The following is a 15,939-nucleotide window of genomic DNA, read 5'->3' on the forward strand; positions in this document are numbered from 1 at the left end:
CAGCGCCCTCCCCTGCCCTGCACGCCTCTGATCTGGCGATCAGATAGTCGCAGGCCCGCTGCGCGTCCGCGGCGTGCCGGAAGATTGCGCCCTTGTCCGACCGAAGAACGCGCAACCAGTTGTGGAGGTAGGCGGCATTCATCTCGAGCGTATGCGCGGTAAAGCCCAGCGTCTGACCCAGGAACACCGAGGTCAATTCCGCGACGATCTCCTCGCGCGCATAGGACGTGCTGCCAAACTTCGAGAATCCGAAATTACGGTTCAGTCGATGGGGGGCTTTCGTGGCATGGGCCAGCTCATGGGCCCAGACCCCGTAGAAATTGCGCGGGTCCTGGAACCGCGTGATGGACGGCATGTAGACCTTGTCCACGGGCGGCAAATAATACGCCTCCGTGCCCGTGAAGACGGTCGTGATGTCGATGGCATCGAAAAACGCCTGCATGTGCGGGATGGGCTCGGACGGCGGATGCTCGGGCACGGGCTCCGGGTCGGGATAGAAGCTGTCGGGTAGCCCGTCGATCTGGCAGGCATTGAACACGCGGTAGGATTTCTGGAAGCGGAAGATGCGGGCTTCCTCGGAGTGATCATCCCCGTCACTGCGGTCATGCTCATCTGCGCCCGCGTCTTTCCGGCTTTGACCGTAATAAACGACGACAGAGGATTTTTCGCCCTTGCGGACCTTTGCGTCCAACGCATTGGCTTGCGGCAGCGTCATCCAGAAGGGAGAGCTGTGGCCCGCCATCACGGTCCGCATCGTCAGCAGGAAGTTGTTCACTCCCTGGTAGGGTTCTCCGCCCACGCGCAGGGGACGAGAGCTGCCACCTGCGGTCCATGGCTTGCGCCACGGCAGGACGCCGCGCTCGATGATGCGGATGATTTCGTTTGTGATGACCTCGGAGGCATCGAATTTGGGTGTGCGGGATCGGGCCATGGCTGGCCTCCTTTCGAGTTTTGGTGAGAGGAAATGGTGATCAGATTGACTGACGGGGTCGCGGATCGTTGATGATCCTGGCACCGAGGGCTTCGACCATGTCGATGTAGGTGGTCAGCGAGACGGACTTGCCAGGACCCCAGGGTTCAGGGTCGACCGATCCGTCCCGCGCCACCCGCGGCAAGTTCGCGAAGGCGATGACATCGGTGACGGGTCGGATATCGATGAACGGGGTCCCTCGTGCGACCGCAAGAGTGGCCAAGGGAAAGCGCTCGATCGGCGCGAAGGTCGAAACGGTGGTCCAACCGAGATGGATGAATGTCCCGCCCTCTCCGCAGATCACATGGGCATTCGGCAGCGTCGCCGCCTGCCTGAGATAGCCGAGATCACGCAGGACGGTCTGGCGTTCGAGCCGCTGTGCCAGCGCCGTCTGGCCAGTTAGGCGCAGATCTCTATGCCGCCACCAGGAGGCAGCGGTTGCGCGGAGCACGCGCAATACACCCGTTTGCATCGGAATGCCCTTCATCAGGAAAGACAGACCGGAACCCGGCCCGGACCCATCTGAGGGACCCCAAAGGCCCTCATCCGTCAGTCACAAAACCCGAAGGACACTTTCACTTTTCCCGGCCCCACCAGCCCGGGAAAAGAACTTCAGGGGCCGGCACGGCCCCAGTTTTCTTCATTGCACGCAGAAACTCCGGATCGGCAACGAACATCGGCATTGCCAGACCTAAGAGTTCCATTTTTAGAATTTATATCAATGAATTATAGCAAATCTTAGATCGGCAATTTTTTCTGGCGACTGTCTGATATATCCTGGCGGTGCTTGTCCTGAGCACCGGATGCGACAAGCCTCTTCACTCCGCCGACAGGGAATAACTGGTACTACGTCCACCAGCGTCATCTTTCTCAAGTGCTCCCAAGTCGATCAGGTCCAGGATGTCGCGATATGCGGTGTCCTGCGAACATTTCTCGATCTTAGCATATTTCGACGTCGTGAGTTTTCCTTCGAACCCATCCAGGAGGCGGTTAAGCATGTCCCGCTGGCGGTCGTTTATGTTGGCCGTTCCGTATTTCTCCCAGAACCGCGCCTTTTGAAACACAGCCTCCAAAATGATCTCTGCGCCATCAAATGCGCGGTCGAGGCAATTCAGGAACCAAATGAGCCAAGTCGTGACATCAAGCCCCCCCTTCTGCGTCGTCTCGAGCATATCATAATAGGCGCTCCGCTCCTGCCGGATTTGGGTCGACATGCTGTAAAACCGCTGTGAACTGCGTTCGGATCGCGCCAACGCCATATCCGCGATCGCACGCGCAATGCGCCCGTTGCCATCGTCAAAGGGGTGGATCGTGACGAACCACAGATGTGCAATTGCGGCATGAATAACGGGATCCGTATCGGGGGCCTGATTGAACCAGGTTAGAAACCGCGCCATCTCCATATCAAGCCGTGCTGCTCCTGGCGCCTCAAAATGCACGCGCTCGCGACCCATAGGTCCTGAAACAACCTCCATAGGGCCGATCCGCCACTGCCCTACGGCGATCCGGGTCATTCCGCTTCGCCCCGTTGGAAAAAGGGCGGCATGCCAGCCGAACAATCGCTCTGCGTCCATGGGTTGGTCATAAGCTTGCGTCGCGTCCAACATCATCTCGACGACCCCATCGACATGGCGATCAGACGGGATCAGCCCGCCTATTTCGAGCCCCAGCCGTTTTGCGATAGACGACCGAACCTGATCCTTGTCGAGCGTCTCGCCTTCGATCTCGCTGCTCTTGACGACATCACTGGTGAGAGTTCTCAACATCGCCTCATTGCGAAGATCAAAGCCAAGGCCCTCCATGCGTCCCAAGAGCTTGCCTTGCCGGTGGCGGACAGCGGCAAGTTGTGATGACAGCTTGGCCTTGTCCCAAAAAAATTGCGGCCAATCAGTTAGTTCGTGAATGTAGGTCATATTTTACGCACTCCTTGCGGAGATTATACCGGCAAACTCCGCAAGACAACAGCATTCGCCGCGCAATATGCGGAGAATACTGGCGCCAATCTCCGCGGACCCCTCTGGACCTCTGAATGCAGGAGAAACTGCTACCCCATCCCATCATGCCGCCTGCCCGCTCAACCGGCCATAGAAACTGCGCTCGAGATGCAGCTCCCCTGCCCCGGCTTTCTGGACAATTCCACGCAGATATCCACCAGGAGATGCGACTTCGCCTGCACAATGCTTTTCGAACGTGAGAACCAGCGCCGCAGTCGCGATTTGAGGCCCAAGCCGGTCCTGCGCAATGTTCCAGGCGTGCTCTGAGACGCCGATCATCGGCCTCAACTGCCCTGCAACACGGTGCAGATCGCCCCAATCCTTCAGATATCCGCCCATATTGCGCGCCCAGGACGCAAACTCAGGACAAGCTTGCATGACTGTCGGCAGATCCAGGGCGGCCCCGCGTTTCTTGCGCGTTTCAGCCACCCAATCTTCCAACTCCCTATCAATTTGCTCCTCCGGTGGCGCATTGGGCACCACGCCCGCCGCTTGCTCAGTTTCTGAGCGATTACAGGTTACAGGATTAAGTTGTGTTGTAATTAGTATATGAGGTTCGGAAATGACCTCCCTGGAGTTCATTTCTTGAGTCTTCTTAAGTGCTTGCTCGGTGGTTTTAGCTGTGTTTTCCACAACCTCATCCGCTCGAACTGCCTTGAGGTACGTGGCCTCTACACGTTCCTGGAGCTCTTTGAACCACGCCAAGAGTCGTTCCAGTGCCTCAGAGGCCGTGTTCCTGCGCGGAAGGCGATCCAAAAGATCCTCGAAAAGGCCTGTGAGCTGCGTCCACGGGCCTCTCAGCGCGCCGCTGAGCGCAGCCTCGATCCGCGCCCGGATCATCCGGCGGGACACAGTGATCTGCCGCTTCAGGCGCTGACAGTGCGCGCGCTCGGCCTGCAGCTCAGCGTGTAGCTGCTGAAACTCTTCTACGCGAGCGGACAGCGGCGACAAATCAAAGCCGTAGGCCTCAATGATACGGCCCTCTGCGTCCCTGTGGCCCCAACGCTTGCCATTGGGGCTGTCTTTGAAGGCGATTACACCGCTCTCGGCCAGGCGCCGGGCATGGCGCTTGAGCGCAGAGAGTGAAAAGCCCGTCTGCTCCATCAGATAGGCATTGGAGGCCCAGACGATCGGGCGCTGACCCTCTTCCCAATCTTGCGCCTGCGTGAAGGCCCCAAGCGTATCGAGGAGCATCATATCCCCTGCCTTGAGGCCGATATGCGCACCTACGCGTTTCACGGCAACAAAGGCCTGTGTCTTGGGTACGGCTGATCTTTCACCATCATGTGCGTGCTGTTCAGCAACGGCGAGTCCGGCTGTCGCCTTCCGCCACCCCGAGGGTTGGTTGATATTGGACATACCTCCACCGTTCTGAGGCATGCCTGTCTCAGTCGCTCCATGCGGAGCATCATTGAATTTCGTCATTTTGTGTCAGCGACAAAGAAATCCCGTTCGCTCAGAAGCGTTTTCTCTTGTGTGGTGATTCGTTGGCTGCTAGATTCTAGGTGTCTAATCTAAGAATTGCGCTTGCGCAGCAGCCCTCGAAACTCCGGTTTCGGGGGTTTTCTTTGTTTGCCGTTCCTCCTTTCTGCTCGTCCTCAGTTGTCATCCACCGAATTTACATCTGCAAATTCGGCATAGGATTTCTTGATAATCTCTGCGAGATTGCTCTCAAGCCAGGTTGCAAACTCAGCGCTTGTGCCAGACTTCTTCACTGAAAGTGACAGTGTTGCGCGACCAGCTTTGATGGTCACTCCCTCTAAAGGCGTGATCTCCCGAGTTCCGCTCGACGTCTTCGCGCCGCGCTTTGTCGCTTCCTTGATGAGCAATTCAAGGCGCTCGTCTGAATTCGCTGTTGTACTGATCTTAGCCAAGATATCGAGAGCCGCACGTTCAGTGAGCTTTCTGGAGAGAAAGAGCTCTGCTAACTCCGTCCACCTCGGACGCCCGGACTTCGGTGCCGCGCCAATCAGGTCACCTATCTTGACCGGGACATTTTGCGTCACCTTCGTTAGGTGCGACTGACCGGACGCAGAGAGGTTGAGAACCTGCCTAACAGTTGCTCCATCGTGGCCAGCAGCTTGGATAGCCTCGGCGAACCGCGCTTTCTCGTAGAAAGACAGGTTGCGGCGCGCTGCATTTTCCAATCCTTTCGCCAGCAAAGCCGTAGCATCATCAATATCTTGGACGTTTGCACGAACCTTTATGCCGAGTTCACGGCAGGCCTTTAAGCGGCGCCGTCCGTAAATTGCTTCAAAGCGCCCCTCAGCAACTTTTGACCGTCGAACAAGAATAGGCACTTGCTGACCGCCATCACGGATGCTGCTTTTTAGTCGTTCGAAGCTCTCGTCGTCATCTTCGAAGTTTACAGCTGTAAACTCTTCAAGCCGGTCTGCGGGCCCCCAATCGTCGATTAGATTTGGATCAATTTCTCGGATAGATGCCAGAGAACCTTGAAGGGCGCCCAAAGCAGGTGCACTGGTCTTCGCCGGTCTCTCTGACTGTGATCCACCGGAACGCGCGATCGTGTTGGCAATTCCAGACATATCGCGAAGAGATTTCCTAGCCATTACTTACGCCCCCACGATTGATGGATCATCGCTTCCACTTCATGCCCTACCGCATCCATCGAGCCCTTGGCCCGATCATACGTGGCGCGAGTCATCTCTGAACGCACCACTTCATAAATCGACTGCTTAAGCATGGTGGCGTCACTGATTGCTGTGCTCTTCAAGGCAGTCGCCGACATCACCCGGTCTTGAAACAGAGCCCGCATGAAAGAGGTCAGCTGCTGAGAAGGTACGTCCGTTGGCTCGTCTCGGGTGATGAGAAATCTGAAGAAATCATACTGCAGAGTTGCACCAGCATCTTCGATCACGCCCATATACGCCCCAGCAAGTTCGAGAAACTGAGCTGTTGAAGAAACGTCCAACATCGATGGAGTTAGAGGAACGATCAGGGAGCTGCCGGCAGCCATCCCCGCAATGGTCAAGAAACCGAGTTGTGGTGGACTATCCATAAGAACGATATCAAAATCATCCTCGACCTGCGCCAAGGCATTCCGGATGCGCGTAAAGAATGGTTGGTCCGGGTTCGAGTGAACTGCTGATTCCGTCTCAAATTCCGACAATATCAAGCGAGACGGCGCAATCGAGAGCCCCGGAAAGTATGTCGGGACTACGACGTCCGCCATGCTGACCGGATCATCGTAGCGGATCGCATCATAGACAGTCAGTCCATCAAACTCGATTTCGGGGCTAATACCACACATTGATGTGAGCGATCCCTGCGGATCCAGATCCAAGGCTAAGACCCGATAACCTCGAAGCGCAAAGTAGTGAGCGAGGTGGATGCTCGTTGTGCTCTTACTGGAACCGCCCTTGAAGTTCATCAGCTGCCAAATCTGCAGCTTCTCCTCACCGGAGCGGCGAGGCATATAACGTCCCTTCTTCCGAGAGGTTTTTTCCAGAATTTCACGAGCGTCCCAAATTTCTTGGGCTGTGTAGTAGCGCCTGCCACCCCGGATATCTTCAGGCTCCGGGATTGTCCCTTCAGCGTGGACCTTTCGCATGAACTGCCCGGACACGCCCAAGAGCTCAGCGGTCTCTGGTGCCGAAAAAGAACGTAGCGTTTTTGAATTGTCTGGGGCAAAAGCAGAAAGTAGATGCTCCCTGATGGCAGCGTTGAGCCGTTCGGATATCTCCGTTGCAAGGGCCGATGGGCGCTCATTTGACAATGGTGTCACTGGAATCATCTGGTTGCCTCAATTTCCAAAATGTGGCCTTTTTCGCGCCACTTGGGGATAAAAGCAGCGATTCACGCGGCTAAGTCAAGATTTTTCCTCTATTTAGTGTCTATGAAGGCAGTTGGGGACTATATCCGCGAGCGCAATCTAGACCGAGTTTACAGCTGTAAACGTAGTGACCACAAATATCTCAACCCTATCCTACGCTCTGTCGCGCCTCTCAGGCCTAGAATTGGTCTTGGAGATCAGTGTCTAGATGCAGCACCCAAATGTGGTGACTTCGATCTTTCCGCCCTCCGTCATCGATCTTCTCGTTCATTGGTTGCCGCGTGATACGCAGCAACCAGTTAGCTGTCCGAACATGAACCGCGCCGGACACGAGGCGCCGCGGGGCAGGGGAGGGGGAGTGCGAAAACCGACAAGGAAGGGACGACGGCTGCGACATGGCACTCATGCGACCTACCCAAATCGGGAGGCAAACCGAGGGCGAAAGTCGCTGTCCACGAACGGCTGCCATTCTTTCGGTGATATTGCAGGGTAGCGGAAGCCCACTCTTGGACTAAGTCTAATACACATCGGCAAGCGCCTAACGGAGAGAAACTGTGCTGCGCCAGGTGCAGATGCGAGAAATGCCTTGGACGAACCAAAGCTTGCCTTTTGATGGCTTTGGATATACTTGATTTGATGTTTATCCACACCGGAGAGGACAACATGCAAGTTGCAAAATGGGGGAATTCGCTCGCGGTCCGGCTGCCTGCCGATCTTGTGCGCAAACTTGGCCTCAAAGAAGGTGACCAAATCGATCTGATAAAGGACGACGGTACTTTGCTCGTCCAGCGCCAACCTCGCGCCGATGAAGTCCTGCAAGGGCTAAGGCGGTTTCGCGGAAAGTTATCCAAGGACGCACGCTTGAGCCGCGACGCTGCGCATGAGCGCTGAATTCGCGGATACAAATGTCGTCCTTTACCTTCTTGACGACGGTCCAAAGGCGGATCAGGCGGAAGACATCCTGGGGCAGCGGCCGCGGATCAGTGTGCAGGTCCTGAACGAAGCGATGGTCAATTGCCGGAGGAAAGCCGGTCTCAGTTGGGAGGAGACCGGCGCTTTTCTTGCAGGGGTACAATCCTTATGTCCGGTCGAAGACTTGTCTGTGCAAACCCATCTTGTGGGCCGAGCTTTGGCAGAAAAATACCAGCTTTCGGTCTATGACGCGATGATTGTGTCGGCCGCTCTTATTGCTGGATGCACGACTTTGTGGAGCGAAGATATGCACGACGGATTGTTGGTCGAAGATCAGTTGCGCGTCATGAATCCATTCACCTGACCAGAAAATGGGCTGCAACCCTGCAATCGTTCCATGAGTTGGAGGATTTGCAAGGTTGCGTTTATTGCGCGGATTTCAGCAAGCCCAACTTCTCCGCGCGCTCCAAAAGCATCCTCACGGACGATGGCTGCCAGCTGGCGCGTCCGCGCGGGGTGCGTTCGCGCATGGATTCCAGCCGGTCACAGATCGCCTGGAGCGTGATGTCCGGGTCCGCGCCCTTGATGGCGGCGACGATGGCGGGCAGGCGGTCGTCGGTTTCGCGGCGCCCGGCGCGAGCCAGCACCTCGGTAGGCAGGAGGCCGTCGCGGACGTAGGCCTTCACAGCGCGCAAGAGGCGGCTTTGGGTCCAACGACGCGCCTGAGGCAAGGGGCCGTTGATGATGCGCACCACGTCTTCCCAGGCCAAGTCGGGGCGCAACCGGCGCACATGAGGAACCCAATCTTGTGCCGTTTCGTTCAGACGCTCCATGTAGCCGTCCTGTCGTGCCAGCCGCACCTTGCGAAGAGCGGCAGGGTCTTTGGCCCGCAGCCCAGGGTTGCCGCCCACGCGGCCCTTTGTGCGTGCGCTGGCAAGGCCGGCCTTGGTGCGTTCCCTAATTAAGGCGCGCTCGAACTCGGCCGCGGCGCCCAGAACCTGCAATGTGAATTTCCCTTGAGGGGATCCGGTGTCGATCGGGTCCTGAATGGAACGAAAGAACGCTCCCTTGGCCTCCAGACGTTCGATCACCTCCAGCAAGTGCGACAGAGACCGCGCAAGCCGGTCGATCCGCACAACGACCAGCGTATCGCCGCTCTGAACGCGTTCGAGCAAACGCGCGAGTACAGGACGCGCGCGATTGCCGCCTGAGGCGTGTTCTTCAAAGATCTCTACGCAACCCGCAGATTGAAGGGCCTCAGACTGGGGCAGGGGGGTCTGATCCTCTGTGGAAACTCGCGCGTAGCCTATCAAGGGCATCAAATCATGCTTTTTACAGTTTTACATACCACTAATAAACGACCGTTTGTAAACGAATGCAAGTAGGCGCTCTCTCGTCGTGCTCGTCCAAAAACCCTTGGTTTCCTTGCGCTGAGCGTGATCTGAGGGGTTCCGCCGACAGCCGCGCGCGCGTACTATATAAAGGGCGCAAGCAACGGCCAGAAAAACGCTTGGGTAATGTGCAAAAGCTCTGTATTTTGCACATATGAAGCCGCAAGCCTCTACTTTAAATGATGATTTCGACAATCCCCTCATCACCATCGAGGGGGAGGCGGAGGCTCACGAAGACGATCTCTGGTTTTTGCCTGGGCCACTCGAAGAAGAACCGGATGATTTGCCTCCCGGGCCGCGGGCGGAACCGCCCGAAACTGCTGTCGTCAATGACTGGGCAAAGGCAGAGGGGCTTCACGCTGCGCGACTGGCACGCGTGGCTGGACGCCTAGGAGCTCTGGATGACCGGCTGCAGCGTGGCCCGGAAGGCTGGCGGCATCGCCTGGCCCTCATCGAGGCGGCGGACCTCAGCTGGTTCGCAGGGGATCGGGTGAGTTCTGATCGTCTGGCGCTCTGGGTATCGATGCGGCTCTCGGGCGCACAGGATGACCCAAATGCACTGGCAAGGGTTGGATGGGCTGCTCGGCGCCTGATCGGCGGTCCCGGACCGGAGGCTGACTTGGCCGCCTTCCTGGATCGCCGCGATCCCGAGACCATCGAAGACAGCGCTGAGCGGCTCCAAGATCGCGCGGGCGGATGGCTGGACGTCATGGCCGCCGCAGCCGAGCTCCACCCGGTCACGCGGGCTTGCATGGGCTTTCATCTCTGGAGTCTGGCGGGCCTCGGACACCACGGCGACCAGATCGAAGCCGCCGTCACCGCGTCCAGGATCGCTGCCAGCGACGGAAGCGGCGCCATCTTCGCACCGCTCGCTATGGGTGGGGCAGGGGGGCTACGTGCCTCGAGCTCACCAGCTGAACGCTTGGCCCGCTGGTTGGATGGGATGAACAGCGCAATTCTGACGGCGATGCGTCATCTAGATGAGATCGAAGCATGGGGGTCCCGGGCAGAAGAAACAACATCCCAGCTTTCGGGACGAACTCCGATGGCTCTATGTTCGGCGTTGACAGAGTGGCCTTTGGTGTCGGCCCCAATGGCCGAGACCTTGACAGGCGCAAGTCGCACGGCTGTCCAGCGGAACCTCGCCTGGATGGGAGAGAGAGGCCTGATCCGAGAAGTGACAGGGCAAGGACGCTTCAGGATGTGGCGGGTCGCGTTCTAGATTGATCTTGTAGTTCCGAAATCCAAAACAGCAAAATCGATGAGCGCGCGCACTTTTTGGGGCAGTGTGCGCCCTTCAAGGTAGACGGCAGCGACGTCGCCGCGTTCCCCGGTATGGCTTTCAAGCAACCGGACCAGCTCGCCGCGATCGAGTGCGCCGCACAAGGCGAAGCTTGGAACATACGCGATCCCAAGGCCGCGGCGTGTTAGATCGACCGCGGCACTTGCTGAATTAACGTGAAATCGGCCCTCGATCTGAGCCACGACCTGAGTGCCGTTTTGTTCGAAGGTCCAACGCTTGGGGTTTCTGCGGTTGGTATCGACGATGCAGCTGTGTTCTGAGAGGTCGTTTGGCGTTTCTGGGCGGCCGACCCGCGCGAGGTAGTCCGGGCTGGCGACGGGGAGGCTCTCGAACGTACCAAGTCGTCGGACCTTGAGAGAGGCGATATCGAAGCGACCAATCCGAAAGGCAAGGTCGATCCCCTCTGCGGCAAGGTCGCTGAAGGCATCGCTCAGCCTGAGGTCGATGGTGATCCCTGGGTGGATTTCGGCGAACCGCGCCAGCATTCCCGCAATGTAGACCTCGCCGAAGGTGATCGGAGCGGAAATCCTGACAACGCCTGACAACCCCTTCGAGGAGTCCGAGACATCTGCCAGCAAGTCGTCGAGATCGTCCAGCAGGGCAGGGGCACGGGACAGCAGGTCGGAACCGGCCGGCGTCAGCCCGACTTTTCGGGTTGTGCGCTGGAAGAGCCGCAGACCGAGGCGTTGCTCGAGCTCGGCCACATACTTCGAGGTCAATCGGTTCGAAATACCCAGTTGAGTTGCCGCTCCTGTGAAGGAGCCGGACTGCGCCGTGGCGACGAAGGCGCGGAGCTGATCGAAAAGGTCCATGTTACTATTGCGAACAAATCGTGGAAAGTCATTCTCCATCTTCGTCATTTTGGGAGTTATCCGCAAGGCGTATGTTCCTTCACAGACAGGCTGTCGCCGGGCGGCTTTCAACAAAAGGACACGGATATGACCACGCACACAAACTCTGATTATGCCGCCTTCGCACTTCGCGTCGCGAGCGGTTCGCTCTTTCTCGCCCATGGCTGGCTGAAGATCAGCGTCTTCACCATCGCCGGAACCGTCGGCTATTTCGAGAGCCTCGGCCTGCCCGGGCTTCTGGCCTATTTCACGATCGCGGCCGAGATCGTCGGTGGCATCGCCCTGATCCTCGGCATCGGCACGCGTCTTGTCTCGCTGGCGCTGATCCCGGTGCTTCTGGGGGCAACCTGGGTCCATGCCGGGAATGGCTGGCTGTTCTCGGCGGAAGGAGGCGGCTGGGAATTCCCGATCTTCTGGGCAGTCGTGCAGGGCGCGATTGCAGCGCTCGGCCGCGGTGCCTTCGCGCTGAAAGTCCCTGCGCTGCAAAGGGCACTGGGTCAGTTCGCCTGATTTTCCAATCATTTCCGGGCGGCCCTTGGGCCGCTCGGACACAATCGAAAGCGGCCCATCATGCGGATACATAGTTTACGAGACCTCAAGGATCGGTTTGCGCCATCCGATAGGGTGCCGGTCGTCTTTCTCGGGCACGGAAGCCCGATGCATGCGATCGAAGACGGCCCGTTCAGCCGGTCCTGGGCGCTGCTTGGCCAGAGCCTGCCACGACCGAAGGCGATCCTCGTTGTCTCGGCACATTGGATGACCAACGGAACGACACTTGTGGATGTCTCTGCCATGCCGCGCACGATTCACGATTTCTACGGTTTTCCCGAGGCGCTGTATCAAGAGCGATATCCGGCCCATGGGCAACCCGATCTGGCCCGTGAAGTGATATCGCTTCTCCACAGTCACCGCGCCGCCGGGGATGAAACCTGGGGTCTCGACCACGGTACCTGGGCTGTCCTGAAATATCTCTATCCCGATGCGGATGTGCCGGTCTTTCAGGTCTCGGTCGACATGGGGCGGGGGCTGGAACATCAACTGGAAATCGGCCGCGATCTATCTGAACTGCGGGACCGAGGCGTCCTGATCCTCGGCTCGGGCAATGTCGTCCACAATTTGCGCGCCATGCGCCGGGGTGGCCCGCCGCAGGATTTCGCGCAGGAATTCGATGCGTTTTTTGCCGACTGTCTCGCGGACCGGGACTTTGGCGCGCTCGCCGATGCGGAAGGGCTGGGCACCCTCTTCACGGCGGCACATCCGACCGTGGATCACTACTTGCCGGCGCTGACAATCGCCGGCGCGTCAGACGCGCGCGACGACCTGACCTTCATGACCGATGCGATCGATCTTGGATCGGTGTCGATGCGGTCCTTCATCTTTCACGCGAACTAAGGAGACCGGGACATGCTTATGGACGGCAAATGGATGGAAAACTGGCAACCGGTGCAAAAGGCCGACAAGGATGGCCGCTTTGTGCGCCAGACCTCCAGCTTTCGCAACTGGATCACGCCGGACGGCGCGCCCGGCCCAACGGGGGAGGGCGGGTTCAAGGCCGAAGCTGGCCGCTACAGGCTTTATGTGGCCCTAATCTGTCCCTGGGCGTCGCGTGCGCTGATTGCGCGCAAGCTGAAGGGACTCGATGACATGATCCCAGTGACCGTGGTGAATCCGACCCTGACCGATCAGGGATGGCGTTTCGGTGGTTTTCCCGACGCCGACGAGGATCCGCTGTTCGGGTCACGCTATATGCACGAGATCTATACCCAGGCCGATCCAAGCTTCACCGGGCGCGCAACGGTTCCGGTGCTCTGGGACACCAAGCGGAATGTGATAGTGAACAACGAAAGCGCCGATATCCTGCGCATGTTCGATACCGCCTTCGAACATCTCATGCCTTCTGATCTGCGGCTCTATCCCGAGGACCTGGCAGCCGCGATCGACGCTCTGACCCCCCGCCTCTACGACTTGCTCAATAACGGCGTCTACAAGGCTGGTTTCGCATCGTCTCAGCCTGCCTATGAAGAGGCGCTGGAGGGCGTGTTCGCCATGCTGGACGAGCTTGAGGAACGGCTGACTGGCGACTACCTGTTCGGCGACAGCGTGACGGAAACGGACATTCGCGCTTTCGTGACGCTGATCCGGTTCGACGCAGCCTATCATGGTCTGTTCAAGACCAACCGGCGGCAGGTCAAGGACTACCCCCGGCTCACCGACTACATCACACGGATGCTCGACTTGCCCGGCGTGCGGGAAACGGTGAACATGGATCACATCCTGCATGGCTACTATTCGATCAAGGCGCTCAATCCCAATGGGATCGTGCCCAAGGCACCCGATCATATCGCGGAACTGCTGAGCTTTTAAGTACATCGCCTGAACAATGCGACGGGCGAGGATTACTCCTCGCCCGTCGCTATTCGTTTTGCGTGTGGCTCAAGCCTAACCGACGGTGCTTCCCAGCCAAAGCGTGATCGCGGGGGGAGTGGGCAAAACTTGGGGGTTATGCGGCTGCTCTTTGGTACGCACCAGTTAGACGGCCGTCGAGAACGGCGGCACGCACAACGGCCACGCGGTGGGCTCCCTTGGGCGACCATCTCATTCGGCGACGTTTTCCCATGCGGGTGTTGCCGATGTCGTCTACGCAGCCCTCGGCCCGGGATGAAGAGATCGGAAGCCCCGCACGTTGCCGCCGACCATAGTCGGTCAGATTGTCCATGTTGTTCGCAAGGTAGGAATAGAGATCCCGGCACCGGGCTTGCACCCGCCGGACGGCTTCAGTTGCCACGCGGTCATCTGTACCCAGCCGGGCGCAATCGACCATCAACCATTGCAGACTGGTCGTGGCAGTCAGGACTTTTCCATGCCACAGGTACCATCGCAGCGCTTCGGCCGGACGTTTGAACAGCACTGGAATGCCGGAAAAGCCCCTGACCTGCAGCAGGCCCTTCACCGCGTTCTCGATGTGCTGAATACGCATCGAAATGTGCCACCAGTCGAGGATGTGGCGGACCTTTCCACCGACTGCGCCGCGCACGAGGTTTGGCAGGGCGGGTTCCCCGTCCGAGATCACCGTGACGGTTTTTCCGCGATCCCAACCGAGAGCCCTCAAGTCCTGGCGAAGCTGGCTGGCAGGTGACAGCACCGCCTGTTGAACAAGGCCAAAGCGGCGGCACTTGTCGTGGCTTTCGATCTTGCCCACCACAACATCGAGGTGTCGTTTCTGGTATTCCGGTCTGCATCGGATATGCGCACCGTCCAGGAAAACCGTCAGCGCAGGCGCCTCTTCGGCGGCTGAAGGAACCAGCGGCTCAGTCAGCTCGCTGTCGCAGATCTCCCGGGCAACTTTACCCAGTCGATTGCGCACCGATGTGTTCACCTGCTTCGCGCAAGGCCGAAAGGTTTCCAGGATACGCGCCGCTTCCCGGAAGGAATGACGCGCCCCAAGTTCGGCTTGAAGGCGTCGCAGTTCCGGGGTCGATCGATCCGGAAAAAAGTGCGCGAGAGGCGAAAGCGGTCCGCCCAACACAACATCGGATTTTGCATTGCAGGCACAGCGGCGAATGCGCGGCACCTTGACCTCGAACCTGCCGAAGAGCGTGTCGAGCACCCGAGACCGATAATCATGTATGGCCCGGACCCCGTCGCAGTCGGGACAGATCCTGCTTGCTTGAGAAATCTCCTCGATCTGGTCGAGCAGGATCGCTTTCTGCAACTGCCCGAGGATCGTCTTTGCATCTTCGAGCAACAACCCGAACCCCTCAGGCTGCGTGGGTCGAAACGTGCGGGACAAACGGCCAAGATGATGCCTCTTTGTGGTTCCGTTCTCAAGGGTCGTCTCGACAATAATCCGCACTTCCATGGTAGTTCCCTTCTCAATGAACCACCAACATACACAGACACCCCCAAGTTTTGCCCACTCCCGATTTAAGGGCAACGCGACAAGAGCTATTCTGCGGTCAGAAAATTTGTAAGTTCCTGTACAATCAAGTCCCGATCATTATCCAGAGTAGCCACGTGATAAGAATTTTCGAGCCAGCAAAAGGTGATGGAACGAGAGGCAACTGCACCTTCGATCCGTTTGCCGTTCTCAGGACTGACGACATGATCCGTACGCGATTGCAGGATCAACAAAGGTTTGTCGAGCAGTGGCAACATTTGCCCTGTTGCAGTCACCAAAACATACCGCTCTTGGGTAACGGCATTTGGAATGCGGTCATAGCAGGTCTCTTTGTAGCCGGGGTTTTTAATGTCCGAACCAATACCGGGTTGAAAATCGCCGGTGCAGCCATCAAAAAACGCTTTCATCTGCTGCGGTGAATAAAGGCCCGTTGACCCATTGATTGTGGCAACTCTGTCAACCAGATCACCGCGCCGGATCGACAGGTTCAACGCGATCGTCCCGCCCAACGACAACCCTGCGACGCAAACGGTAGTGCACCGTGCGCTCAGCGCCTCCAACGCGTCCTCTGCAGATTTCAACCAATCGCGAAAACCAGTTTGGGCAAAATCCTCTGGCGTCGTCCCATGCCCGGCAAGCAAGGGGGCCATCACCGTGGCACCGGAAAGCGCGTGCAATCGGTGGCCCACATAGCGCACACTTTGCGGCGTGCTGGTAAAGCCATGCAGCAACAAGACACCGCAACGGGATCCTTCAAGAAGAAAAGGCGCGGTGCTGTCGTTTTCCATATGGCTTTCAATCCTGTCATTCGTCCGTTTCGTTCGAAA

Annotated in this window: 16 protein-coding genes; 6 read left to right on the forward strand and 10 right to left on the reverse strand. The window is 58.1% G+C overall.

The annotated features are described in order from the left end of the window. The 6 genes from Z946_RS0102265 to repA all read right to left on the reverse strand — a co-directional run. The coding region (locus tag Z946_RS0102265; RefSeq protein WP_025054125.1) for an ArdC family protein at positions 1-931 on the reverse strand (931 nt) is incomplete at its 3' end. Positions 932-971: 40 nt separating this feature from the next. Beyond that, positions 972-1,457 carry a hypothetical protein gene (locus Z946_RS0102270; protein WP_037969021.1) on the reverse strand — a complete coding sequence of 162 codons (486 nt, stop codon included), beginning with the start codon at positions 1,455-1,457 and terminating at the stop codon, positions 972-974. Positions 1,458-1,788: 331 nt separating this feature from the next. Next, on the reverse strand, positions 1,789-2,883 hold the full coding sequence (locus tag Z946_RS0102280) for a Fic family protein (RefSeq protein ID WP_025054127.1): 1,095 nt from the start codon (positions 2,881-2,883) through the stop codon (positions 1,789-1,791). A 144-nt stretch (positions 2,884-3,027) separates the two neighbouring features. Next, entirely contained in the window at positions 3,028-4,323 is a 1,296-nt protein-coding gene (repC, locus tag Z946_RS0102285; protein ID WP_037969022.1) for a plasmid replication protein RepC, read from the reverse strand. A gap of 239 nt (positions 4,324-4,562) precedes the next feature. After that, positions 4,563-5,510, reverse strand: coding sequence for a plasmid partitioning protein RepB (gene repB, locus Z946_RS0102290; protein WP_241461289.1), 948 nt, complete (start codon positions 5,508-5,510; stop codon positions 4,563-4,565). Between the two features lie 23 nt (positions 5,511-5,533). Further along, complete coding sequence (repA, locus tag Z946_RS0102295) at positions 5,534-6,718, reverse strand: plasmid partitioning protein RepA (RefSeq protein WP_025054130.1); 1,185 nt, start codon at positions 6,716-6,718, stop codon at positions 5,534-5,536. A 702-nt stretch (positions 6,719-7,420) separates the two neighbouring features. On the opposite strand from repA, the gene Z946_RS0102300 reads away from it, so the two are divergent. Both Z946_RS0102300 and Z946_RS0102305 read left to right on the forward strand, forming a co-directional pair. Next, entirely contained in the window at positions 7,421-7,648 is a 228-nt protein-coding gene (locus Z946_RS0102300) for an AbrB/MazE/SpoVT family DNA-binding domain-containing protein (protein ID WP_025054131.1), read from the forward strand. After that, positions 7,638-8,033 carry a PIN domain-containing protein gene (locus Z946_RS0102305; protein ID WP_025054132.1) on the forward strand — a complete coding sequence of 132 codons (396 nt, stop codon included), beginning with the start codon at positions 7,638-7,640 and terminating at the stop codon, positions 8,031-8,033. The genes Z946_RS0102300 and Z946_RS0102305 overlap by 11 nt, the downstream gene beginning before the upstream one ends. 61 nt (positions 8,034-8,094) lie before the next feature. On the opposite strand, the gene Z946_RS0102310 is transcribed toward Z946_RS0102305, so the two are convergent. Beyond that, positions 8,095-8,988 (reverse strand): recombinase family protein, encoded by an 894-nt coding sequence (locus Z946_RS0102310; protein WP_025054133.1) that lies wholly within the window; start codon positions 8,986-8,988, stop codon positions 8,095-8,097. Between the two features lie 226 nt (positions 8,989-9,214). Between Z946_RS0102310 and Z946_RS0102315 the strand changes: the two genes are divergently transcribed. Then, complete coding sequence (locus tag Z946_RS0102315; protein ID WP_025054134.1) at positions 9,215-10,282, forward strand: hypothetical protein; 1,068 nt, start codon at positions 9,215-9,217, stop codon at positions 10,280-10,282. Here Z946_RS0102315 and Z946_RS0102320 read toward each other — a convergent pair. Continuing rightward, on the reverse strand, positions 10,279-11,175 hold the full coding sequence (locus Z946_RS0102320) for a LysR family transcriptional regulator (RefSeq protein ID WP_025054135.1): 897 nt from the start codon (positions 11,173-11,175) through the stop codon (positions 10,279-10,281). The genes Z946_RS0102315 and Z946_RS0102320 overlap by 4 nt on opposite strands. A gap of 126 nt (positions 11,176-11,301) precedes the next feature. On the opposite strand from Z946_RS0102320, the gene Z946_RS0102325 reads away from it, so the two are divergent. The 3 genes from Z946_RS0102325 to Z946_RS0102335 are packed head-to-tail and all read left to right on the forward strand — an operon-like array spanning position 11,302 to position 13,578. After that, positions 11,302-11,724: a DoxX family protein gene (locus Z946_RS0102325; RefSeq protein ID WP_025054136.1), complete on the forward strand. Its 423-nt coding sequence runs from the start codon at positions 11,302-11,304 to the stop codon at positions 11,722-11,724. Positions 11,725-11,784: 60 nt separating this feature from the next. Further along, positions 11,785-12,606 (forward strand): 4,5-DOPA-extradiol-dioxygenase, encoded by an 822-nt coding sequence (gene ygiD, locus Z946_RS0102330; protein WP_025054137.1) that lies wholly within the window; start codon positions 11,785-11,787, stop codon positions 12,604-12,606. Positions 12,607-12,618: 12 nt separating this feature from the next. Beyond that, the gene (locus tag Z946_RS0102335; RefSeq protein WP_025054138.1) at positions 12,619-13,578 is read left to right on the forward strand and encodes a glutathione S-transferase family protein; all 960 of its coding nucleotides are present in this window, start codon (positions 12,619-12,621) and stop codon (positions 13,576-13,578) included. 136 nt (positions 13,579-13,714) lie between these two features. Here the strand turns inward: Z946_RS0102335 and Z946_RS0102340 are convergent, their stop codons facing one another. Then, on the reverse strand, positions 13,715-15,073 hold the full coding sequence (locus Z946_RS0102340) for an ISKra4 family transposase (protein WP_025054139.1): 1,359 nt from the start codon (positions 15,071-15,073) through the stop codon (positions 13,715-13,717). An 86-nt stretch (positions 15,074-15,159) separates the two neighbouring features. Next, complete coding sequence (locus Z946_RS0102345; RefSeq protein WP_025054140.1) at positions 15,160-15,900, reverse strand: alpha/beta hydrolase; 741 nt, start codon at positions 15,898-15,900, stop codon at positions 15,160-15,162. Positions 15,901-15,939: the final 39 nt, after the last annotated feature.

This window comes from Sulfitobacter noctilucicola (assembly GCF_000622385.1).
Lineage (GTDB): Bacteria > Pseudomonadota > Alphaproteobacteria > Rhodobacterales > Rhodobacteraceae > Sulfitobacter > Sulfitobacter noctilucicola.

What these genes read in the sequence shown, in the direction of transcription:
- Z946_RS0102270 (WP_037969021.1), bottom strand. Translation starts at nt 1,457, where the DNA reads ATGAAGGGCATTCCGATGCAAACGGGTGTATTGCGCGTGCTCCGCGCA.
- Z946_RS0102280 (WP_025054127.1), bottom strand. Translation starts at nt 2,883, where the DNA reads ATGACCTACATTCACGAACTAACTGATTGGCCGCAATTTTTTTGGGAC.
- repC (WP_037969022.1), bottom strand. Translation starts at nt 4,323, where the DNA reads ATGTCCAATATCAACCAACCCTCGGGGTGGCGGAAGGCGACAGCCGGA.
- repB (WP_241461289.1), bottom strand. Translation starts at nt 5,510, where the DNA reads ATGTCTGGAATTGCCAACACGATCGCGCGTTCCGGTGGATCACAGTCA.
- repA (WP_025054130.1), bottom strand. Translation starts at nt 6,718, where the DNA reads ATGATTCCAGTGACACCATTGTCAAATGAGCGCCCATCGGCCCTTGCA.
- Z946_RS0102300 (WP_025054131.1), top strand. Translation starts at nt 7,421, where the DNA reads ATGCAAGTTGCAAAATGGGGGAATTCGCTCGCGGTCCGGCTGCCTGCC.
- Z946_RS0102305 (WP_025054132.1), top strand. Translation starts at nt 7,638, where the DNA reads ATGAGCGCTGAATTCGCGGATACAAATGTCGTCCTTTACCTTCTTGAC.
- Z946_RS0102310 (WP_025054133.1), bottom strand. Translation starts at nt 8,988, where the DNA reads ATGCCCTTGATAGGCTACGCGCGAGTTTCCACAGAGGATCAGACCCCC.
- Z946_RS0102315 (WP_025054134.1), top strand. Translation starts at nt 9,215, where the DNA reads ATGAAGCCGCAAGCCTCTACTTTAAATGATGATTTCGACAATCCCCTC.
- Z946_RS0102320 (WP_025054135.1), bottom strand. Translation starts at nt 11,175, where the DNA reads ATGGACCTTTTCGATCAGCTCCGCGCCTTCGTCGCCACGGCGCAGTCC.
- Z946_RS0102325 (WP_025054136.1), top strand. Translation starts at nt 11,302, where the DNA reads ATGACCACGCACACAAACTCTGATTATGCCGCCTTCGCACTTCGCGTC.
- ygiD (WP_025054137.1), top strand. Translation starts at nt 11,785, where the DNA reads ATGCGGATACATAGTTTACGAGACCTCAAGGATCGGTTTGCGCCATCC.
- Z946_RS0102335 (WP_025054138.1), top strand. Translation starts at nt 12,619, where the DNA reads ATGCTTATGGACGGCAAATGGATGGAAAACTGGCAACCGGTGCAAAAG.
- Z946_RS0102340 (WP_025054139.1), bottom strand. Translation starts at nt 15,073, where the DNA reads ATGGAAGTGCGGATTATTGTCGAGACGACCCTTGAGAACGGAACCACA.
- Z946_RS0102345 (WP_025054140.1), bottom strand. Translation starts at nt 15,900, where the DNA reads ATGGAAAACGACAGCACCGCGCCTTTTCTTCTTGAAGGATCCCGTTGC.